This window comes from Streptomyces sp. NPDC088810, assembly GCF_044750305.1.
GTDB lineage: Bacteria > Actinomycetota > Actinomycetes > Streptomycetales > Streptomycetaceae > Streptomyces.
Window position 1 is genome coordinate 1 of record NZ_JBIVJQ010000009.1, and the last position, 18,431, is coordinate 18,431.

Below are 18,431 nucleotides of genomic sequence, written 5' to 3' on the forward strand. Positions count from 1 at the left end.
CTCTCGGGCTTTCCTCCGGGCGCTTCCCTTCGGTCTTGCGTTTCCGACTCTATCAGATCTTTTCTCGATCCGATTTCCTCGGTGCTTTCCAGGTTTCCGCTCTCGCGTTTCCCTTTCCGGCGTTTCCGACTCTATCAGATCCTTTCGGCGTCTGATCCCCAGTCAGCGGGGTGTGTCTTCCCGGCCGTTGGGCCGTTCCGACGAGTGAGACTTTAGCGGATTCCTGGCTCCCGAGCTAATCGGGGCCGACGTCCTTTCGAACGCGGATTCCTCATTTCGCAAATACGCACGCCAATGCAGTCGGCGCCTGAGCGTCGAATGAGTGGGTGGTGCTTGCGGAATGGCTGTCCGGGGACCGACCGAAGTCGGCGCTCACGTCGGACAACTCGGAGAACAGTACGTATCGGCGTGGGGTGTGTCAACTCGCTCCCCAGCAGCACTCCGGGGGCGTACCGTGGAGCACGTGATGACGCGTACGTGTAGCCAGCTCTGGTGGGCCGCCTGACGGCGGCCGTACACACGTATGCACTCAACGGCCGCCGCTTCGGCGGCCGTTCTCGTATCTCCCTCCGGGTCTTCGGGGGCCGGCCGCAGGAGCGGCGGTCCCGACCAGAAGGTGGAGTGGAGATGACTCGGGTCTTCAGCGGGATTCAGCCGACCGGGCACCTGACCCTGGGCAACTACCTGGGAGCAATGCGGCGCTGGGCAGAGGTGGACCAGCACCGGGCCGACTCGCTGTTCTGCGTGGTGGATCTGCACGCGCTGACCGTGGACCACGATCCCGCGCGGGTGCGCAGGCTCAGCCGGCAGACGACCACGCTGTTGCTGGCGGCGGGGCTCGACCCCGAGGTGTGCACCGTTTTCCTGCAGAGCCATGTGGACGAGCACACGCGGCTGTCGTACCTGCTGGAGTGCGTGGCGACGGACGGGGAGATGCGGCGGATGATCCAGTACAAGGAGAAGGCCGCGAAGGAACGGGACCGCGGTGGGAGCGTGCGTCTGTCGCTGCTGACGTATCCCGTCCTGATGGCCGCGGACATCCTGGCGTACGGCACCGACGAGGTGCCGGTGGGTGAGGACCAGGCGCAGCACGTGGAGCTGGCCCGGGATATCGCGGTGCGGTTCAACCAGCGGTACGGGCACACCTTCGTGGTGCCGAGGACGACGCTGCCGCAGGTGGCGGCGCGGGTGATGAACCTGCAGGACCCCACGCGGAAGATGGGGAAGTCGGACGACTCGGGGGCGGGGGTCGTCTATCTGCTGGACGAGCCGGACGTGGTGCGCAAGAAGGTGCTGCGTGCGGTGACCGACAGCGGGCGGGAAGTCGTCTACGACCGGGCGGAGCGGCCGGGGGTCGCGAATCTGCTCGACATTCTCGCTGCGTGCACGGGCGGGAACCCTGAGTCACTGGCGGACGTTTACGACTCGTACGGCTCTTTGAAGAAGGACACCGCGGAGGCGGTGGTGGAGGTGCTGCGGCCGGTGCAGGCCAGGCACCGGGAGCTGTGCGCTGATCCGGTGTATGTCGAGGGGGTGCTGCGGGATGGTGCGGAGAAGGCTCGGTCGTTGGCCAGGCCGACGGTCGATACGGCTTACCGGGCGATCGGGCTGCTGCCGCCCGTGGCGGAGCCTTCACTGAGCGCAGCCCGGTAGCCGGGCGGCGCTCAAGCGGGGCCGGCCGGGTCAGTCCTTCTTGCCGGAGGCGAGTTCGCGGCTGCGGTCGCGGGCGGCTTCGAGGGCGGCGATGAGGGCGGCCCGTACGCCGTGGTTCTCCAGTTCGCGGATGGCGTTGATCGTGGTGCCGGCCGGGGAGGTGACGTTCTCCCGGAGTTTGACGGGGTGTTCGCCGCTGTCGCGGAGCATCACGGCGGCGCCGATCGCGGACTGGACGATGAGGTCGTGGGCCTTGTCGCGGGGCAGGCCGAGCAGGATGCCCGCGTCGGTCATGGCTTCGACCAGGTAGAAGAAGTACGCCGGGCCGGAGCCGGACAGCGCGGTGCAGGCGTCCTGCTGGCTCTCGGGGACACGGAGGGTCTTGCCGACGCCGCCGAAGATCTCCTCGGCGTGTGCGAGGTGTTCCTCGGTGGCGTGGCTGCCGGCGGAGATGACCGACATGGCCTCGTCGACGAGGGCGGGCGTGTTGGTCATGACACGGACGACGGGGGTGCCCGCTGCCAGGCGCTCCTCGAAGAAGGAGGTGGGGATACCGGCGGCTCCGCTGATGATCAGGCGGTCGGCGGGGACGTGCGGGGCGAGTTCGTCCAGGAGGGTGCCCATGTCCTGCGGCTTGACCGTGAGGATCAGGGTGTCGGCGGTCTTGGCGGCCTCGGTGTTGCCGACCGGGCTGACTCCGTAGCGGGTGCGGAGTTCTTCGGCGCGTTCGGGGCGGCGGGCGGTGACCAGGAGGTCGGCGGGGGACCAGCCGGCCCGGATCATTCCGCTGAGCAGGGCTTCGCCGATCTTGCCGGTGCCGAGGACTGCGACTTTCTGGCTCATGCGGTTCAGTTTGGCACCGGGGTGAGGTGCACGGGTCCGCTGTCCGGTGGGCGGAACGGGGGCCGGGCACAGGCTGGGCGGCTGCCGGGCGGGGGGTGTGGCTAGGCCGTGCGCCGTCGTAGCGTCGCCGCTCCCAGGCCCAGGACGAGGACCGCGCAGCCGGCCACGATCAGGATGTCCCGGACGAAGGTCGCGGTGATGTCGCTGTGGTGGAGGACCTCGTTCATGCCGTCGACGGCGTACGACATCGGCAGGACGTCGGACAGGGCCTCCAGGACGGGGTGCATGTCGGAACGGGGAGTGAACAGGCCGCAGAGGAGGAGCTGGGGGAAGATCACCGCGGGCATGAACTGGACCGCCTGGAATTCGGAGGCCGCGAAGGCCGAGACGAAGAGGCCGAGGGCCGTGCCGAGCAGGGCGTCGAGGAGGGCCACGAGGAGGAGCAGCCAGGGGGAGCCGGTGACGTCGAGGCCGAGGAGCCAGACCGCGAGTCCGGTGGCGAGGGCGGACTGGACGACGGCGAGGGCGCCGAAGGCCAGGGCGTAGCCGGCGATGAGGTCGGCCTTGCCGAGGGGCATGGCGAGGAGGCGTTCGAGGGTGCCGGAGGTGCGTTCGCGCAGCGTGGCGATGGAGGTGACCAGGAACATCGTGATCAGCGGGAAGACGCCGAGCAGCGAGGCGCCGATGGTGTCGAAGGTGCGGGGGCTCGCGTCGAAGACGTAGCGCAGCAGGATCAGCATCAGGCACGGGATGAGGATCATCAGCGCGATGGTGCGCGGGTCGTGGCGCAGCTGGCGCAGGACCCGGGCCGCGGTGGCGGTGGTGCGGGAGGCGTCGAGCGCGCCGGGGGCCGCCGGGGTGGTCGTACTCATCGGGTGCTCTCTTTCGTGCGGCCCGCGGCGGCCTCGTCGACCAGATGGAGGAAGGCGGCCTCGACGGTGTCGGCGCCGGTGCGGGTGCGCAGGGCGTCCGGGGTGTCGTCGGCGAGGACCTCGCCCTCGCACATGAGGAGGAGGCGGTGGCAGCGCTCGGCCTCGTCCATGACGTGGGAGGAGACGAGGAGGGTGGTGCCGCGGCCGGCGGCGAGGTCGTGGAAGAGGTTCCACAGGTCTCGGCGCAGGACGGGGTCGAGACCGACGGTCGGTTCGTCGAGGACGAGGAGTTCGGGGGTGCCGAGGAGGGCGACGGCCAGGGAGACGCGGCCGCGCTGGCCGCCGGAGAGGTTGCCGGCGAGGGCGTCGGCGTGGCGGGTGAGGTCGACGTCGGCGATGGCCTGGGTGACGTGCTGGTCGCGGCGTTGGGCGGCGGCTCGGCCGGGGTCGAGGATCGCGGCGAAGTAGTCGAGGTTCTGACGGACCGTGAGGTCGTCGTAGACGGAGGGGGCCTGGGTGACGTAGCCGACGCGGCTGCGCAGGGCGGGGTGGCCGGCCGGGTGGCCGAGGACGTTCAGGGTGCCGGTGACCTTGGCCTGGGTGCCGACGATCGAGCGCATGAGGGTGGATTTGCCGCACCCGGAGGGGCCGAGCAGGCCGGTGATCTGCCCGCGGGGGACGGTGAAGCGGAGGTGGTGCAGGACCGTGCGGGGGCCGCGGACGACGGTGAGGTCGTCGGCGTGGACGGCGGGGGCCGGTGACTGGGCTGGAGGGTCCGGCGCATAATTCATCATGCGATGAATAATTGGGCTGGAGGGGTCGCGACGTCAAGGGGGCGGGCCCGTGAGGAGTTGTTTCAGGGGGTGCGGGCGACCAGGAGCAGGACGTCGTACGTCTCCTCGACCGTCCCGTCCGGGAAGACCTCCAGGAGGTGGGCGCGCTCCTCCTCCAGGAAGGCGGCCGTGCGTTCCCCCGGGGTGACGAGGAACGCCGAGTGGCTGCCGATGTTGGCGAGGTGGGTGTCGATCGGGACGCGGCGGCTCCAGCGGACCGTGCGGCGGGCGAAGTCCAGGCGCCCGCCGGGGTCGGCCTGCTGGTCGGGCCTGCCCGGCTTGCTCGCCTCGGCGGCGACGTCCGCACCGAGGAAGCGGGCGACGCGCCGGCCGGCCTCGGCGATCCACGGGACGTCCAGGGGGCTGGTGTTCCACCACAGGGCCAGCGCACCGCCCGGGCGCAGTACGCGCAGCGCCTCCGGCACCGAGCGGGCCGGGTCGGTCCAGTGCCAGGCCTGGGCGTAGGTGACGAGGTCGGCCTGGGCGTCGGCGACGGGGAGGGCGTTGCCGTCGCCGCGGACCAGCGGGATGCGGGGCAGCGCGCGGCGGAACTCGGCGGCCATGCCCGCGCCGGGTTCCACGGCGAGGACATCGGCGCCGCGGGCGTGCAGGAGGGCGGTGGAGATACCGGTGCCTGCGCCGACGTCCACGGTCCGGGCGCCGGGCAGGGGGCGGCCGGCCAGTTCCTCGACGGCGTCGAACAGGGCTGGTGGATAGGAAGGGCGGTTCGCGGCGTACTGGGCGGCGGCGGAGTCGAAGGACCCGGCTCGGGCGGCGTGGAAGGCGCGCGGGTCGGCGGGCGACGGCTGGGTGGCGGTCATGCGGTCCTGTCTACGGCACCGCCACCCGCCTGTCGCAGCCGTTTCCGGCCTGCTACCGGCGGCGCTTCTTCCGGGACGGGTTGCCGGTGCGGCGGGTGGTGCGGCGTTCGTGGGCCTCGCGCGCCTTCTCGTACTCCTCGCGGTGCAGCCTCTCACCGGGCGCCTCGGTGAGGGAGCGGAAGAAGTAGGCGAGGAGGGAGCCGACGAAGCCGATGGCGAGCAGGCCGCGCAGGCCGGCCTGGCGCTGCGGGTCGTGGCGCCGGCCGAAGCCCTCCCAGGTGTTGCGGAAGGCGAGCGCGCTGCAGATCGCGAACATGGCGACGACCAGCACGGTCACGAAGGAACCGGTCTCGGCGATCCGGATGCCCTGGTAGGCGAAGCGCAGCACCAGGCAGGAGACGGCGGCAGCGGCGAGGGAACCGACGGCGACGCCGGCGCGGCGGGCGCCGTAGCCGTTGTCGTGGTGCACCCAGGACGTGCCGAAGAAGCGCAGGGGTTCGGGGCGGGGGCCGCCGCCCTGGGCCACGCCGTCGCCCTGGGCCGCGCGGCCGGCGGAGCCCGCCGTGGTGTCCGGGGTGCCGGTTTCGTCGCTCACGGGACGATTATGGCTCCGGCCGTCGGCGGACTCCCGGGCGGGTCGGGTCCCTGCCGGGGCGGGCCACCGGCCAGATCCGGGCCTCGACCGGCACAAGCCCCGTCCGCCCGGCTCGCCGTCGGGACGGCCCCCCACCCGGCCGAAACGGCCCGCCCCGTCGGGGCGACTGCCCGGCGGGACGGACCGTGAGGCCGGGATCAGCCGCAGCGGGAGGCGACGTAGCCGTCGCTGCCCGTGTTGACGTAGGCGTCGGAGACGTACTCGCCGCTGTCGATGAGGTCCCAGATGTTGGTCGTTCCGTAGGTGCCCGACACGGTCGTACCGGGCGACTGGCAGTAGATCGGCACCCGGACGCCCTCCGGCAGGACGCGGACCAGGTTGTACTGGGTGCCCGGGCCGCTGCGGACGTTCAGCCGGACGCCGGGGGCGACGGCGTAGGTGCGGACGGCTGCCGCCGTCTGTACCGCCGTGCCCTCGTCGATGCCCTCGGTCTCCTGTGCGCGGTCGACTGACATGTTGTGGTCCTCCCCCGTGTGTCACTGAAATGCGGCGCGCAACGCGTATGCGCGACTCGCACGCAGACGCTAGCAAGCCGCCTCTGCCCCGTACGAGTCATCGACTAGGCTCCGTGCGTCGCGCGCGCGGACGAAGAGCACGGGGGTGGTCCATGTCGCCACAGCGCAGCAGTGGAGCGGGCGCGGAAGCGGAACTTCCCGAATACGCCGGTCACTACCGGCTGGAGTCCTGTCTGGGGTCCGGTGGCATGGGAGTCGTCCATCTCGCCCGGAGCACCTCGGGGATGCGGCTCGCGGTGAAGGTCGTGCACGCCGAATTCGCGCGGGACCCCGAGTTCAGGGGCCGTTTCCGGCAGGAGGTGGCCGCCGCCCGCAGGGTCAGCGGTGCCTTCACGGCGCCCGTCGTGGATGCCGACCCGGAGGCCGAACGGCCCTGGATGGCCACCCTGTTCATCCCCGGTCCGACCCTCTCCGACCAGGTGAAGCGGAAGGGCCCCATGGCGCCCGAGCAGCTGCGTCGGGTGATGGCGGGACTCGCCGAGGCGCTGCGGGACATCCACCGGGTCGGGGTCGTGCACCGGGATCTGAAGCCCAGCAACGTGCTGCTCGCCGAGGACGGTCCGAAGGTCATCGACTTCGGTATCTCCCGGCCGAAGGACAGCGAACTGCGCACCGAGACGGGGAAGTTGATCGGCACACCGCCGTTCATGGCGCCCGAGCAGTTCCGGCGCCCCCGTGAAGTGGGTCCGGCCGCCGACATCTTCGCGCTCGGCTCGGTCATGGTGCACGCGGCCACGGGGCGCGGGCCGTTCGACTCCGACAGCCCGTACGTCGTCGCGTACCAGGTGGTCCATGACGAGCCCGACCTGGCGGGCGTACCGGAGGGGCTCGCGCCGCTGGTGCTGCGGTGCCTGGCCAAGGAGCCCGCGGACCGGCCCACACCGGACGAGCTGATGCGGGAACTGCGCTCGGTGGCGGCCTCGTACGACACCCAGGCGTTCATACCGGCGCAGCGGACGGGTGAGGACGGGCCCGCGTCGGAGTCCGCGCCGGAGTCCCTGTCCGTGAGCCCCTCGCGCCCCCGGCCCGCCGGGCGGCGCCTCGGCGGCAGACGGGCGGCGATGCTGGCGGCCGGAGGCCTCGGGCTCGCGCTGGCCGGCGTGCTCGCCGCGGTGTGGGCGTCGGGCGGAAACGATCAGGCGCCCGAGGGCGGGGGTGCGCGGACCCTGACGGCGGCTTCCGGCAGCACCTGGACGGCCCGGCCGTCGGTCGGCGGCGAGGGCATGCCGCACTGCGCGTACGGGGCGGGAAAGGTGCTCTGCGCGCGCCCGGGTGTCGTCTTCGCGCTCTCGCCGGACGACGGCGGGCTGCTGTGGCGGCGCCCGGTCGACACCCCGTCCACGAGCGGGCCGCCGGCCGTCTCCGGCGGGCTGGTGCAGCCGTACACGGACGGCGGCTCACGGCTCGCGGGGCTCGACCCGGCGACCGGCAGGCAGGTGTGGCAGCGCCGGCCGCCCGCGGGGACGACGGTGCGGTACGCCGGCGGTACGGCCCTGCTCGCGGGCGCCGACGGCACGCTCACCGGGGTGGACGGCGCGACCGGCGCCACCCGCTGGCGCGGTGCCGTACCCGGCCAGGGCGTGCCCGCCTTCGTGGCGTTCCCCGGCGAGCCGGCGGCCTGGGCGACGCGCACGTCCGCCGACGGGACGAGCACACAGGTGACCGCCGTGGACCCGGAGACCGGCCGGGTGCGGGAGGACGTACGGCTGCGGGGCTGGCTCAAACCGTTCGCCGCGCGGGACGGTTCGGTGTTCTTCCTGGCGGTGGACAGCGCGTACGGCGCCGAGGAGATCGTCCGCTACACCCCCGCGACGGGCGCGACCCGGCGCGTCGCGCTGCCCGCCGTGCTCGACGGCGCGCACGCCACCGTGCGCGGGAACGTCGTCTACGTGCTGGCCACCGGCGGCTCCCTGGACGCCGTGGACATGGCGTCGGGCAGGCACCTGTGGCATCTGGAGACGTCGGTGAGCCGCGGTTCGGTGCCCGTCGTGCAGGGCGGGCGGGTGTACTTCACCGCGAGCGACGGCCGGCTGCTCGCCGTGGACGCCCGGAAGGGCCGGCTCGTGGGGCAGACGCCGGCGCGGCTGGGCGCGAACTCCGCCCAGGTCATGAGCACCCCGCCCGCCCCGGTGCCGGTCGGCGACCGCGTGCTCGCCGCCGCGCCCGACGGCACGGTGTTCGCCGTGGACAGCCGGAAGCCGTCGGCCTGGGGCGCCTCCCGGTGACAGGACGCAGGGGCCGCCCCCGTCACAAGGCGACCCCTGCCGCGACCGGTCAGCCCAGCCGGGACACGTCGCGCACCGCGCCCTTGTCGGCGCTCGTCGCCATCGCCGCGTACGCCCGCAGGGCGGCGGAGACCTTGCGGTCGCGGTTCTTCGGGGCGTAGACGCCGTTCAGGGCCTGCGCGCGGCGGGCCAGTTCGGCCTCGTCGACCAGCAGCTCGATGGTGCGGCCAGGGATGTCGATGCGGATGCGGTCGCCGTCCCGGACCAGGGCGATGGTGCCGCCGGAGGCCGCCTCGGGGGAGGCGTGGCCGATGGACAGGCCCGAGGTGCCGCCGGAGAAACGGCCGTCGGTGATCAGGGCGCAGGTCTTGCCGAGGCCGCGGCCCTTCAGGTACGAGGTCGGGTACAGCATCTCCTGCATGCCGGGGCCGCCCTTGGGGCCCTCGTAGCGGATGACGACGACGTCGCCGTCCTTGACCTCCTGGGTGAGGATCCGCTGGACGGCCTCCTCCTGGGACTCGCAGACGACCGCCGGGCCCTCGAAGGTCCAGATCGACTCGTCGACGCCGGCCGTCTTGACCACGCAGCCGTCGACGGCGAGGTTACCGCGCAGGACCGCCAGGCCGCCGTCCTTGGAGTACGCGTGCTCGGCGGAGCGGATGCAGCCGTTCTCGGCGTCGTCGTCCAGGGACTCCCAGCGCTCGGACTGGGAGAAGGCCTCGGCGGAGCGGACGCAGCCGGGGGCCGCGTGCCACAGCTCGACCGCCTCCGGGGACGGGGAGCCGCCGCGGACGTCCCAGGTCTTCAGCCAGTCGGAGAGGGAGGGGCTGTGGACGGCGTGCACGTCCTCGTTGAGCAGGCCGGCGCGGTGCAGTTCGCCGAGGAGGGCGGGGATGCCGCCGGCGCGGTGCACGTCCTCCATGTAGTACGTGCGGTTCTTGGCGACGTTGGGGGCCACCTTCGCCAGGCAGGGCACGCGGCGCGAGACGGCGTCGATCTCGTCCAGGCCGAACGGGACGCCCGCCTCCTGGGCGGCGGCCAGCAGGTGGAGGATCGTGTTCGTGGAGCCGCCCATCGCGATGTCCAGGGCCATGGCGTTCTCGAAGGCCTGGAAGGTGGCGATGTTGCGGGGCAGGACGGTGTCGTCGTCCTGCTCGTAGTAGCGGCGGGTGAGGTCCATGACCGTACGGGCCGCGTCGACGTACAGCTGCTTGCGCGCGGTGTGGGTGGCGAGGACGGAGCCGTTGCCGGGCAGGGACAGGCCGATGGCCTCGGTCAGGCAGTTCATCGAGTTGGCGGTGAACATGCCGGAACAGCTGCCGCAGGTCGGGCAGGCGTTCTCCTCGATCCGGAGGATGTCCTCGTCGGAGATCTTGTCGTTGACGGCGTCGGAGATCGCGTCGACCAGGTCGAGGGTGCGGACCGTGCCGTCCACGAGGGTGGCACGGCCGGACTCCATGGGTCCGCCGGAGACGAACACCGTCGGGATGTTCAGGCGCAGGGCCGCCATGAGCATGCCCGGGGTGATCTTGTCGCAGTTGGAGATGCAGACCAGGGCGTCGGCGCAGTGCGCCTCGACCATGTACTCGACCGAGTCCGCGATCAGGTCGCGGGAGGGCAGGGAGTACAGCATGCCGCCGTGGCCCATCGCGATGCCGTCGTCGACGGCGATCGTGTTGAACTCGCGCGGGATGCCGCCCGCCTCCTTGATCGCCTCGCTGACGATCCGGCCGACCGGCTGGAGGTGGGTGTGGCCCGGCACGAACTCGGTGAAGGAGTTCGCGACGGCGATGATCGGCTTCCGGCCGATGTCCGCACCGGGTACACCGGAGGCGCGCATAAGGGCGCGGGCGCCCGCCATGTTGCGGCCGTGGGTGACTGTGCGGGACCTCAGCTCGGGCATCGTCGCTCGCTCCTTCAGACGGATGTGGCTGCTATCGAGCGTACGCCGGTCATCCAGTGGGCGGGACACGGTGTCCGAATTGCGGGACGCCCGTTTCATGGAGCCGTCAGGTGCCCCTGTACGACGGGTGCGACGCGGGCGATGATCTGCTCCAGGTCCGCCGACGCCAGCGGCTCCACCTTGATCACGTACCGCAGCATGGCGCAGCCCACCAGCTGCGCGGCCGCCAGCTCGGCGCGCAGCTCGGCGTCCGGCAGGTCCAGCTGGGCGGCGATACGGCGCAGCAGCTGGGCGGCGACCAGGCGGCGGAAGACGGCGGCGGCCGTGTCGTTGTTGACGGCCGAGCGCACGATCGCCAGCACGGGCGTGCGGGTGGTGGGGTTCTCCCAGACGCCGAAGATGAACCGGGTCAGCCGCTCGCCGACGGCGTCCAGGGGGCCTTCGGCGACCGCCTCCGGCCCGTTCAGCGCGGGGGCGAAGGCGACCTCGATGGCCGCCTCGAAGACCTGTTCCTTGGTGCCGAAGTAGTGGTGGACGAGCGCCGAGTCCACGCCGGCCGCCTTGGCGATGCCGCGTACGGACGTCTTCTCGTACCCGCGTGCGGAGAACTCCTCGCGGGCGGCGGTGAGGATGCGGTCCCGGGTGCCGGCGGACTCGGTGCGCGGGGGGCGGCCGCGGCGGCGGGCGGGGGGCTCGGGCCAGGTGCCGTCCGCCGGCGGGGTGGCGGTCACCGGCGGGACACCCGCACGGCCGCCGCGGTCAGGTGCTTGCGCGTGAACTCCAGGGCCTCGGCGAGATCGGCCTCGCGCTCGGCGCCGGACATCGCCCGCCGGGTGTTGACCTCGATCACGACATGGCCGTCGAAGCCGGTGCGCACCAGGCGCTCCAGCAGCTCGGCGCACGGCTGGGTGCCGCGGCCGGGGACCAGGTGCTCGTCCTTGGCCGAGCCCCGGCCGTCGGCGAGGTGGACGTGCCCGAGCCGGTCCCCCATGCGGTCGACCATGTCCAGGGCATCGCTGCGGGCCGTCGCCGTGTGGCTGAGATCGATCGTGAAGTGCCGGTAGTCGTCGTGGGTGACGTCCCAGTCGGGGGCGTAGGCGAGCATCTCGCGGTCGCGGTAGCGCCAGGGGTACATGTTCTCGACGGCGAACCGTACGTCCGTCTCGTCCGCCATCCGCCAGATCCCGTCGACGAAGTCCCGGGCGTACTGCCGCTGCCAGCGGAACGGCGGGTGTACGACGACGGTGGAGGCGCCCAGCTTCTCGGCCGCCGCGCGGGCCCGCTGGAGCTTCACCCAGGGGTCGGTGGACCAGACCCGCTGGGTGATCAGCAGGCAGGGGGCGTGGACGGCCAGGACCGGAATGCCGTGGTAGTCCGACAGGCGGCGCAGCGCCTCGATGTCCTGGCTGACCGGGTCGGTCCAGACCATCACCTCGACGCCGTCGTAACCGAGGCGCGCGGCGATCTCGAAGGCCGTCGCTGTCGACTCCGGGTAGACGGAGGCGGTCGACAGCGCGATGCGCACGTCCGTTGGTTCAGCCACGTCCGTCACCTTACGGCGTGGAGTGGCTCGGGTGTTGGGTGCCTATTCGCCGTTGTGAGGTTTGCCATTTGCGCGGCTGCGGGTGCGTTGTGGTTGACCGCGCCGTTCCCCGCGCCCCTCTCGGGGCGCTAATCGCTTCCCATGTGATCCAGGCGCCGCAGGATGACGCCCTCCCTCAGGGCCCAGGGGCAGATCTCCAGGCTTTCCACGCCGAACAGGTCCATCGCGCCCTCGGCGACCAGGGCGCCGGCGAGGAGCTGGCCGGCCCTGCCGTCCGAGACACCGGGGAGCTCGGCGCGCTGCTCGGTCGTCATACCGGCCAGGCGCGGGACCCAGGCCTCCAGGGACTCGCGCTTGAGTTCGCGCTGGACGTAGAGGCCCTCGGCGCTGCGGGCGGCGCCGGCGATGCGGGCGAGCTGCTTGAAGGTCTTGGAGGTGGCGACCACGTGGTCGGGGGCGCCTATGCGGCTGAATTCGCCGACCGTGCGGGCGATCTCGGTGCGGACGTGCCGGCGCAGGGCGCGGACGTCCTCCGGGGCGGGCGGGTCGCCGGGCAGCCAGCCGGCGGTGAGGCGGCCGGCGCCGAGCGGCAGGGAGACCGCCGCGTCCGGCTCCTCGTCCATGCCGTAGGCGATCTCCAGGGAGCCGCCGCCGATGTCCAGGACGAGCAGCTTTCCGGCGGACCAGCCGAACCAGCGGCGGACGGCGAGGAAGGTGAGCCGGGCCTCCTCCTCGCCGGCGAGCACCTGGAGCCGTACGCCGGTCTCCTCTGCCACGCGGGCGAGGACGTCGTCGGCGTTGGTGGCCTCGCGGACGGCGGAGGTCGCGAACGGCAGCAGGTCCTCGACGCCCTTGTCCTCGGCGGCCTGGAGCGCGTCCTGCACGACGGCGATCAGCTTGTCGATGCCTTCGTCGCCGATGGCACCGCTGTCGTCGAGGAGCTGGGCGAGCCGAAGTTCGACCTTGTGCGAATGCGCGGGCAGCGGGCGCGCGCCGGGGTGGGCGTCCACCACCAGCAGATGCACCGTGTTCGATCCCACGTCCAGGACACCGAGTCTCATGTACGGAACGCTACTGCCAGAACGTCCGTGCTCGGTCCCCGGAGCGGTGCCGGGCCACTTACCCTGGACGGGTGCCAAAGACGAAAAAGGCGAAGGCCGACAAGGCCGACAAGGCGGGCAAAGCTCATAAGGCCGCCAAAGCTCCCGAGGAGGCGAAGATGAGCGACGAGAAGGGCCTCGACTTCGCCCGCGCCTGGGTGGAGTTTCCCGATCCGGCGGACGACGAGCAGGTGTTCCGCTGCGATCTGACATGGCTGACCTCTCGCTGGAACTGCATCTTCGGCAGTGGCTGCCAGGGCATCCAGGCGGGGCGCGCGGCCGACGGGTGCTGCACGCTGGGGGCGCACTTCTCCGACGAGGACGACGAGAAGCGGGTCGCCGAGCACGTGGCCCGGCTCACGCCGGAGATCTGGCAGAACCATGACGAGGGCCTGCGCAACGGGTGGGTCTCCGAGGACGACGAGGGCTCCCGGCAGACGCGGCCCTTCCAGGGGTCCTGCATCTTCCAGAACCGGCCGGGGTTCGCGGGCGGGGCGGGCTGCTCGCTGCACATCCTGGCGCTGAAGGAGGGGCGCGAGCCGCTGGAGACCAAGCCGGACGTCTGCTGGCAGCTGCCGATCCGGCGGACGTACGACTGGATCGACCGGCCGGACGACACGCGCGTGCTGCAGGTGTCCATCGGGGAGTACGACCGCCGGGGCTGGGGACCGGGCGGGCATGACCTGCACTGGTGGTGCACCTCGGCGACGTCGGCACACGGCGCGGGTGAGCCGGTGTACGTCTCCTACCGGGCGGAACTGACGGAACTGATGGGCAAGGCCGGCTACGACCGCCTGGTCGAGCTCTGCGAGCAGCGCCTGGCATCCCAACTCCCCCTCCTGGCCCCCCACCCGGCCGACCCCACGCCCTGACCCCGCACTGGCCCACGCAGGGGCAGGGCCTACGTGTCCGAAGGGCTCGGGGTGTCTGTGACGGTGGGTGTGGCCGACGCGGAATCCGTGGGTGTCGGCGTGCCCGGAGGCGGAGTGGGCTCCGTGGGCGCCGGTGACTGGGTCGTCGGGGTGTCCGTGGGCGGTGTGCTCGGGGGTGGGGTCGAGGGGGGTGCGGAGGTCGGTCGAGTGGTGGGGCCGGTGGGGGCCGTGCCGTAGCCGTCGATGGTGACCACCGCGCCTGCCGGTGCCACCGCCACCCGTGCGTGCCAGTGGCCGGACGGCTCGCGCAGATGGTCGACGTACACCTTGATCGTCAACGTCTGCCCGGGCTGGAGGGTTCCCGAGGACTGGCTGAAGTAGAGCCAGGGGGCCGACGTGGACGCCGACCAGCGGACCGCGGCCGCCCCGGACGCCGTGAGGGTGATCAGCGTCGTGTCGCCGTCGTTCGCGGCGCTGACGGCGAGCTGCCCGGCCCCCTGCCCGCCCCGCCCGCCGACGCTGACGACCTCCACCGAGACGTCCGCCTTGCCGTCCTTGCCGATCCCGGTGCCCGGCTTGACGCTGGCGTTCCCCGCGTTCTCGTAGCCGCCTGCCGTGTCGCTGCCCATCGCGTCGGGGCCCTGCGCCTCGCGCGCGGTCGCGGAGTGGCCGTCGCCGTCCCCGGCCGGCCCGCCCCGGTAGGCGGCCCACAGCGCGAGCACCGGCGCGGCGACCACCGTGGCGACGACCGTCGTCGTGACGGCCCGCGCGCGGAGCCGGTCGCGGCGGGCCGCGCGGTCCTTGGGGTCCATCGGGAAACCGCGCCGGTCGAAGCGGGGCACGGCCGCGCCCCGCGCGCGCGGGTGGTGGGCCAGGGCGGTGTGCAGGTCCGCGCGCGGGGCCTCCAGGACGGGCAGCTCGGCGGGGGTGACCGTGGCGCCGGGCCAGTGGCCGGAGACGGCACGTTCGGCGGTGCGCCGGCAGCGCGGGCAGTCGTCGACGTGCCGGACCAGCTCGCGGCGCAGGGTCGTGCTGAGGACCAGCCGGCTGTCGCCGGTGAGGTGGGCCACGCTCGGACAGCCACCCGTGTGGACCACGGCGAGGGCCGCGCGGGTGCGTTCGACCTCGCAGGCGGCGGAGGCGAGCAGCTCGCGCGCGGCAGCGGGCTCCATGCCGAGGACGGCGGCGACCTCGTGGGCGGCGAGGTGGTGCCGTACGGCGAGTTCCAGGGCCTCGCGCTGCTCGGGGGTCGTACCGGCGGCCTCCGGCCAGGCCAGCAGGGCGAGTTCGCGGCGCCGCTCCTCCTGGACGTCCGGGGCCACGGGCGGGTCAGGGACCGCTTTCCCGGCTCCGCCGCGGCCCGCCGCGTGCGTGGCCTGACGTTTCTGCTTGGCCTCGGCCAGTTTCCGCAGGCACGCCCAGCGGGCCAGCGCGTACAGCCAGGCCCTGCGGTCGGCGGCGGTCACCGGGACCCGGTGGCCGCGCCGCTCGGCGACGGCGAGGACGTCACCGAGGGCGGCGGTGGCCGTGTCGTGGTCGCACAGGACCGACAGGCAGTAGGTGAACAGGCCGTCCAGGTACGGCTCGTAGCGCGCCGGCGTGCGCTGGGCCACGGTGCGCGCGGCGGCACGGTCGCGTGCCTCTCGCTCCGCGCGCCGCGCTTCCCGCGCTTCACGTGTCTCACGGGCCTCGCGGTGCGCCCGGTGGGCACCGGTCGTGCGGGTCGTGGTCTCCGGACTGCTGCTCATCACCCGTGCGACCGTAGGCGGCTACGGAGTGCCCGTTCTGGAACCTTGAGCACTTTTAATCCGTACGGGTGAAACGATCCCTCATAAGGGGACAGGAACCCTTTATTCCGCGGCTGGATCCCGGTGGGCGGTGGCCGATTGCGGATCACTCGTCCGCGCTCGGACGGCCCCGCGCACCCGGCTGCCGGCCGCGTTGTCAGTGCCGCGGGCTACGGTTTCCGCATGGCTGCCCGTACCAAGACCACCAAGGACCGCCCGTCCTACCGCTGCACCGAGTGCGGCTGGCAGACGGCCAAGTGGCTCGGCCGCTGCCCGGAGTGCCAGGCCTGGGGCACGGTGGAGGAGTACGGCGCGCCAGCGGTCCGTACGACGGCTCCGGGCCGCGTCTCCGCCTCCGCGCTGCCCATCGGCCAGGTCGACGGCCGGCAGGCCACCGCCCGCACGACGGGCGTGCCCGAGCTGGACCGGGTGCTCGGCGGCGGCCTCGTACCGGGCGCGGTCGTCCTGCTCGCCGGCGAGCCGGGCGTCGGCAAGTCCACGCTGCTGCTGGACGTGGCGGCCAAGTCGGCGAGCGCCGAGCACCGCACCCTCTATGTGACGGGTGAGGAGTCGGCGAGCCAGGTGCGGCTGCGCGCCGACCGCATCGGCGCCCTCGACGACCACCTGTACCTGGCCGCCGAGACCGACCTGTCCGCGGTCCTCGGCCACCTGGACGAGGTGAAGCCGTCCCTGCTGATCCTGGACTCGGTGCAGACGGTCGCCTCCCCGGAGATCGAGGGCGCGCCCGGCGGCATGGCCCAGGTGAGGGAGGTGGCCGGCGCTTTGATCCGGGCCTCGAAGGACCGCGGCATGTCCACCCTCCTGGTGGGCCACGTCACCAAGGACGGCGCGATCGCCGGCCCCCGCCTCCTGGAGCACCTGGTGGACGTCGTCCTGCACTTCGAGGGCGACCGGCACGCGCGCCTGCGCCTGGTGCGGGGCGTGAAGAACCGCTACGGGGCGACGGACGAGGTCGGCTGCTTCGAGCTGCACGACGAGGGCATCACGGGCCTCGCCGATCCCAGCGGCCTGTTCCTGACCCGTCGCGCCGAGCCGGTCCCGGGCACGTGCCTGACCGTCACCCTGGAGGGCCGCCGCCCGCTGGTGGCCGAGGTGCAGGCGCTGACCGTCGACTCCCAGATCCCCTCCCCGCGCCGTACGACGTCCGGCCTGGAGACCTCCCGCGTCTCGATGATGCTGGCCGTCCTGGAGCAGCGCGGCCGGATCAGCGCGCTCGGCAAGCGGGACATCTACTCGGCGACGGTCGGCGGCGTGAAGCTGTCGGAGCCGGCCGCCGACCTCGCCATCGCGCTCGCGCTCGCCTCCGCCGCCAGCGACACCCCGCTGCCGAAGAACCTGGTGGCGATCGGCGAGGTGGGACTCGCGGGCGAGGTCAGACGGGTCACGGGCGTGCAGCGCAGGCTCGCCGAGGCGCACCGGCTGGGCTTCACGCACGCGCTCGTGCCGACCGATCCGGGAAAGGTGCCGCCCGGCATGAAGGTCCTGGAAGTCGCCGACATGGGGGACGCGCTCCGGGTTCTGCCGCGCACCCGTCGCCGGGAGGCCCCACGGGAGGCGGAGGAGCGCCGGTAGACTTTGCCCTGGTCTCGCCCGTCCGTACGAACCGAGTGCGGGGACGGGGGCGCGTCAGAACCTGCGACCGGAGGAGTGCAGTGGCAGCCAACGACCGGGCAGCAGCTCCCGGAAAGTCCGGTGGGAGTGCCGGTCCCGATCGCCTGATGCGCGCCTCGCTGAGCGCCGTGGCACCCGGTACGGCCCTGCGTGACGGCCTGGAGCGGGTCCTGCGCGGCAACACCGGCGGGCTCATCGTGCTCGGCTCCGACAAGACGGTCGAGGCGATGTGCACGGGCGGTTTCGTGCTGGACGTGGAGTTCACCGCCACCCGGCTGCGGGAGCTGTGCAAGCTGGACGGCGGCATCGTGCTGTCGTCGGACCTGTCCAAGATCCTCCGGGCGGGCGTGCAGTTCGTGCCGGACGCGACGATCCCCACGGAGGAGACGGGGACCCGGCACCGCACGGCGGACCGTGTCAGCAAGCAGGTCGGCTTCCCGGTGGTCTCGGTCTCCCAGTCGATGCGGCTGATCGCGCTGTACGTCGACGGGCAGCGCCGTGTCCTGGAGGACTCGGCGGCGATCCTCTCCCGCGCGAACCAGGCGCTGGCCACGCTGGAGCGGTACAAGCTCCGGCTGGACGAGGTCGCGGGCACGCTGTCGGCGCTGGAGATCGAGGACCTGGTGACGGTCCGGGACGTGTCGGCGGTCGCGCAGCGTCTCGAGATGGTCCGCCGCATCGCCACCGAGATCGCCGAGTACGTGGTCGAGCTGGGCACGGACGGCCGGCTTCTCGCGCTCCAGCTGGAGGAGTTGATCGCCGGGGTCGAGCCCGACCGTGAGCTGGTGGTCCGGGACTACGTTCCGGAGCCGACGGCCAAGCGGTCCCGTACGGTCGACGAGGCGCTGGCCGAGCTGGACGCCCTGTCCCACGCGGAGCTTCTCGAACTCGGCACGGTGGCGCGGGCGCTGGGTTACACCGGGTCCCCGGAGACGCTCGACTCCGCGGTGTCCCCGCGGGGCTTCCGGCTCCTGGCCAAGGTCCCGCGGCTTCCGGGCGCCATCATCGACCGGCTGGTGGAGCACTTCGGGGGCCTGCAGAAGCTGCTCGCCGCGAGTGTGGACGACCTGCAGACCGTGGACGGGGTCGGCGAGGCCCGGGCGCGGAGCGTGCGGGAGGGGCTGTCGCGCCTGGCCGAGTCGTCGATCCTGGAGCGGTACGTCTGATTGCGCTCGCG

At 72.6% G+C, this 18,431-nt stretch carries 16 protein-coding genes; 5 read left to right on the forward strand and 11 right to left on the reverse strand.

Annotated features, from left to right (window positions below; genetic code table 11):
- The first annotated feature begins 627 nt into the window (after nt 1–627).
- Nucleotides 628–1,653 (forward strand): tryptophan--tRNA ligase, encoded by a 1,026-nt coding sequence (gene trpS, locus ACIP4Y_RS26145; RefSeq protein WP_401397887.1) that lies wholly within the window; start codon nt 628–630, stop codon nt 1,651–1,653.
- Between the two features lie 30 nt (nt 1,654–1,683).
- Here the strand turns inward: trpS and proC are convergent, their stop codons facing one another.
- The 6 genes from proC to ACIP4Y_RS26175 all read right to left on the reverse strand — a co-directional run bounded on the left by proC (nt 1,684) and on the right by ACIP4Y_RS26175 (nt 6,132).
- Nucleotides 1,684–2,496 (reverse strand): pyrroline-5-carboxylate reductase, encoded by an 813-nt coding sequence (gene proC / locus ACIP4Y_RS26150; RefSeq protein ID WP_401397889.1) that lies wholly within the window; start codon nt 2,494–2,496, stop codon nt 1,684–1,686.
- 101 nt (nt 2,497–2,597) lie between these two features.
- Nucleotides 2,598–3,368, reverse strand: coding sequence for an ABC transporter permease (locus tag ACIP4Y_RS26155; RefSeq protein WP_401397891.1), 771 nt, complete (start codon nt 3,366–3,368; stop codon nt 2,598–2,600).
- Complete coding sequence (locus ACIP4Y_RS26160; protein WP_401397893.1) at nt 3,365–4,162, reverse strand: ABC transporter ATP-binding protein; 798 nt, start codon at nt 4,160–4,162, stop codon at nt 3,365–3,367. The genes ACIP4Y_RS26155 and ACIP4Y_RS26160 overlap by 4 nt, the downstream gene beginning before the upstream one ends.
- 62 nt (nt 4,163–4,224) lie before the next feature.
- Complete coding sequence (locus ACIP4Y_RS26165; RefSeq protein ID WP_401397895.1) at nt 4,225–5,022, reverse strand: class I SAM-dependent methyltransferase; 798 nt, start codon at nt 5,020–5,022, stop codon at nt 4,225–4,227.
- A gap of 52 nt (nt 5,023–5,074) precedes the next feature.
- Entirely contained in the window at nt 5,075–5,617 is a 543-nt protein-coding gene (locus ACIP4Y_RS26170; RefSeq protein ID WP_401397897.1) for an EamA/RhaT family transporter, read from the reverse strand.
- A 197-nt stretch (nt 5,618–5,814) separates the two neighbouring features.
- Nucleotides 5,815–6,132, reverse strand: a complete 318-nt coding sequence (locus tag ACIP4Y_RS26175) for an SH3 domain-containing protein (protein WP_358637641.1) — start codon at nt 6,130–6,132, stop codon at nt 5,815–5,817.
- A 152-nt stretch (nt 6,133–6,284) separates the two neighbouring features.
- Between ACIP4Y_RS26175 and ACIP4Y_RS26180 the strand changes: the two genes are divergently transcribed.
- Nucleotides 6,285–8,417 (forward strand): serine/threonine-protein kinase, encoded by a 2,133-nt coding sequence (locus ACIP4Y_RS26180; protein WP_401397899.1) that lies wholly within the window; start codon nt 6,285–6,287, stop codon nt 8,415–8,417.
- Nucleotides 8,418–8,466: 49 nt separating this feature from the next.
- Here ACIP4Y_RS26180 and ilvD read toward each other — a convergent pair whose 3' ends face one another.
- The 4 genes from ilvD to ACIP4Y_RS26200 all read right to left on the reverse strand — a co-directional run bounded on the left by ilvD (nt 8,467) and on the right by ACIP4Y_RS26200 (nt 12,924).
- Entirely contained in the window at nt 8,467–10,320 is a 1,854-nt protein-coding gene (gene ilvD / locus ACIP4Y_RS26185) for a dihydroxy-acid dehydratase (RefSeq protein ID WP_401397901.1), read from the reverse strand.
- 95 nt (nt 10,321–10,415) lie between these two features.
- Nucleotides 10,416–11,051, reverse strand: coding sequence for a TetR family transcriptional regulator (locus tag ACIP4Y_RS26190; RefSeq protein ID WP_358637647.1), 636 nt, complete (start codon nt 11,049–11,051; stop codon nt 10,416–10,418).
- Nucleotides 11,048–11,872 carry a sugar phosphate isomerase/epimerase family protein gene (locus ACIP4Y_RS26195; RefSeq protein ID WP_401397903.1) on the reverse strand — a complete coding sequence of 275 codons (825 nt, stop codon included), beginning with the start codon at nt 11,870–11,872 and terminating at the stop codon, nt 11,048–11,050. Before ACIP4Y_RS26195 ends, ACIP4Y_RS26190 begins: the two co-directional genes overlap by 4 nt.
- A gap of 119 nt (nt 11,873–11,991) precedes the next feature.
- A complete protein-coding gene (locus ACIP4Y_RS26200; protein ID WP_358637651.1) occupies nt 11,992–12,924 on the reverse strand; it encodes a Ppx/GppA phosphatase family protein in 933 nt (310 codons plus the stop codon).
- Nucleotides 12,925–12,995: 71 nt separating this feature from the next.
- Between ACIP4Y_RS26200 and ACIP4Y_RS26205 the strand changes: the two genes are divergently transcribed.
- A complete protein-coding gene (locus tag ACIP4Y_RS26205) occupies nt 12,996–13,835 on the forward strand; it encodes a hypothetical protein (RefSeq protein ID WP_401397905.1) in 840 nt (279 codons plus the stop codon).
- 29 nt (nt 13,836–13,864) lie between these two features.
- Here the strand turns inward: ACIP4Y_RS26205 and ACIP4Y_RS26210 are convergent, their stop codons facing one another.
- Nucleotides 13,865–15,586 carry a hypothetical protein gene (locus tag ACIP4Y_RS26210; protein WP_401397907.1) on the reverse strand — a complete coding sequence of 574 codons (1,722 nt, stop codon included), beginning with the start codon at nt 15,584–15,586 and terminating at the stop codon, nt 13,865–13,867.
- 219 nt (nt 15,587–15,805) lie between these two features.
- Here ACIP4Y_RS26210 and radA point away from each other — a divergent pair, with 219 nt between their 5' ends.
- Together radA and disA are read left to right on the forward strand one after the other, a co-directional pair.
- Nucleotides 15,806–17,215 (forward strand): DNA repair protein RadA, encoded by a 1,410-nt coding sequence (gene radA / locus ACIP4Y_RS26215; RefSeq protein ID WP_358637657.1) that lies wholly within the window; start codon nt 15,806–15,808, stop codon nt 17,213–17,215.
- A gap of 80 nt (nt 17,216–17,295) precedes the next feature.
- On the forward strand, nt 17,296–18,420 hold the full coding sequence (gene disA / locus ACIP4Y_RS26220) for a DNA integrity scanning diadenylate cyclase DisA (protein ID WP_401397910.1): 1,125 nt from the start codon (nt 17,296–17,298) through the stop codon (nt 18,418–18,420).
- Nucleotides 18,421–18,431: the final 11 nt, after the last annotated feature.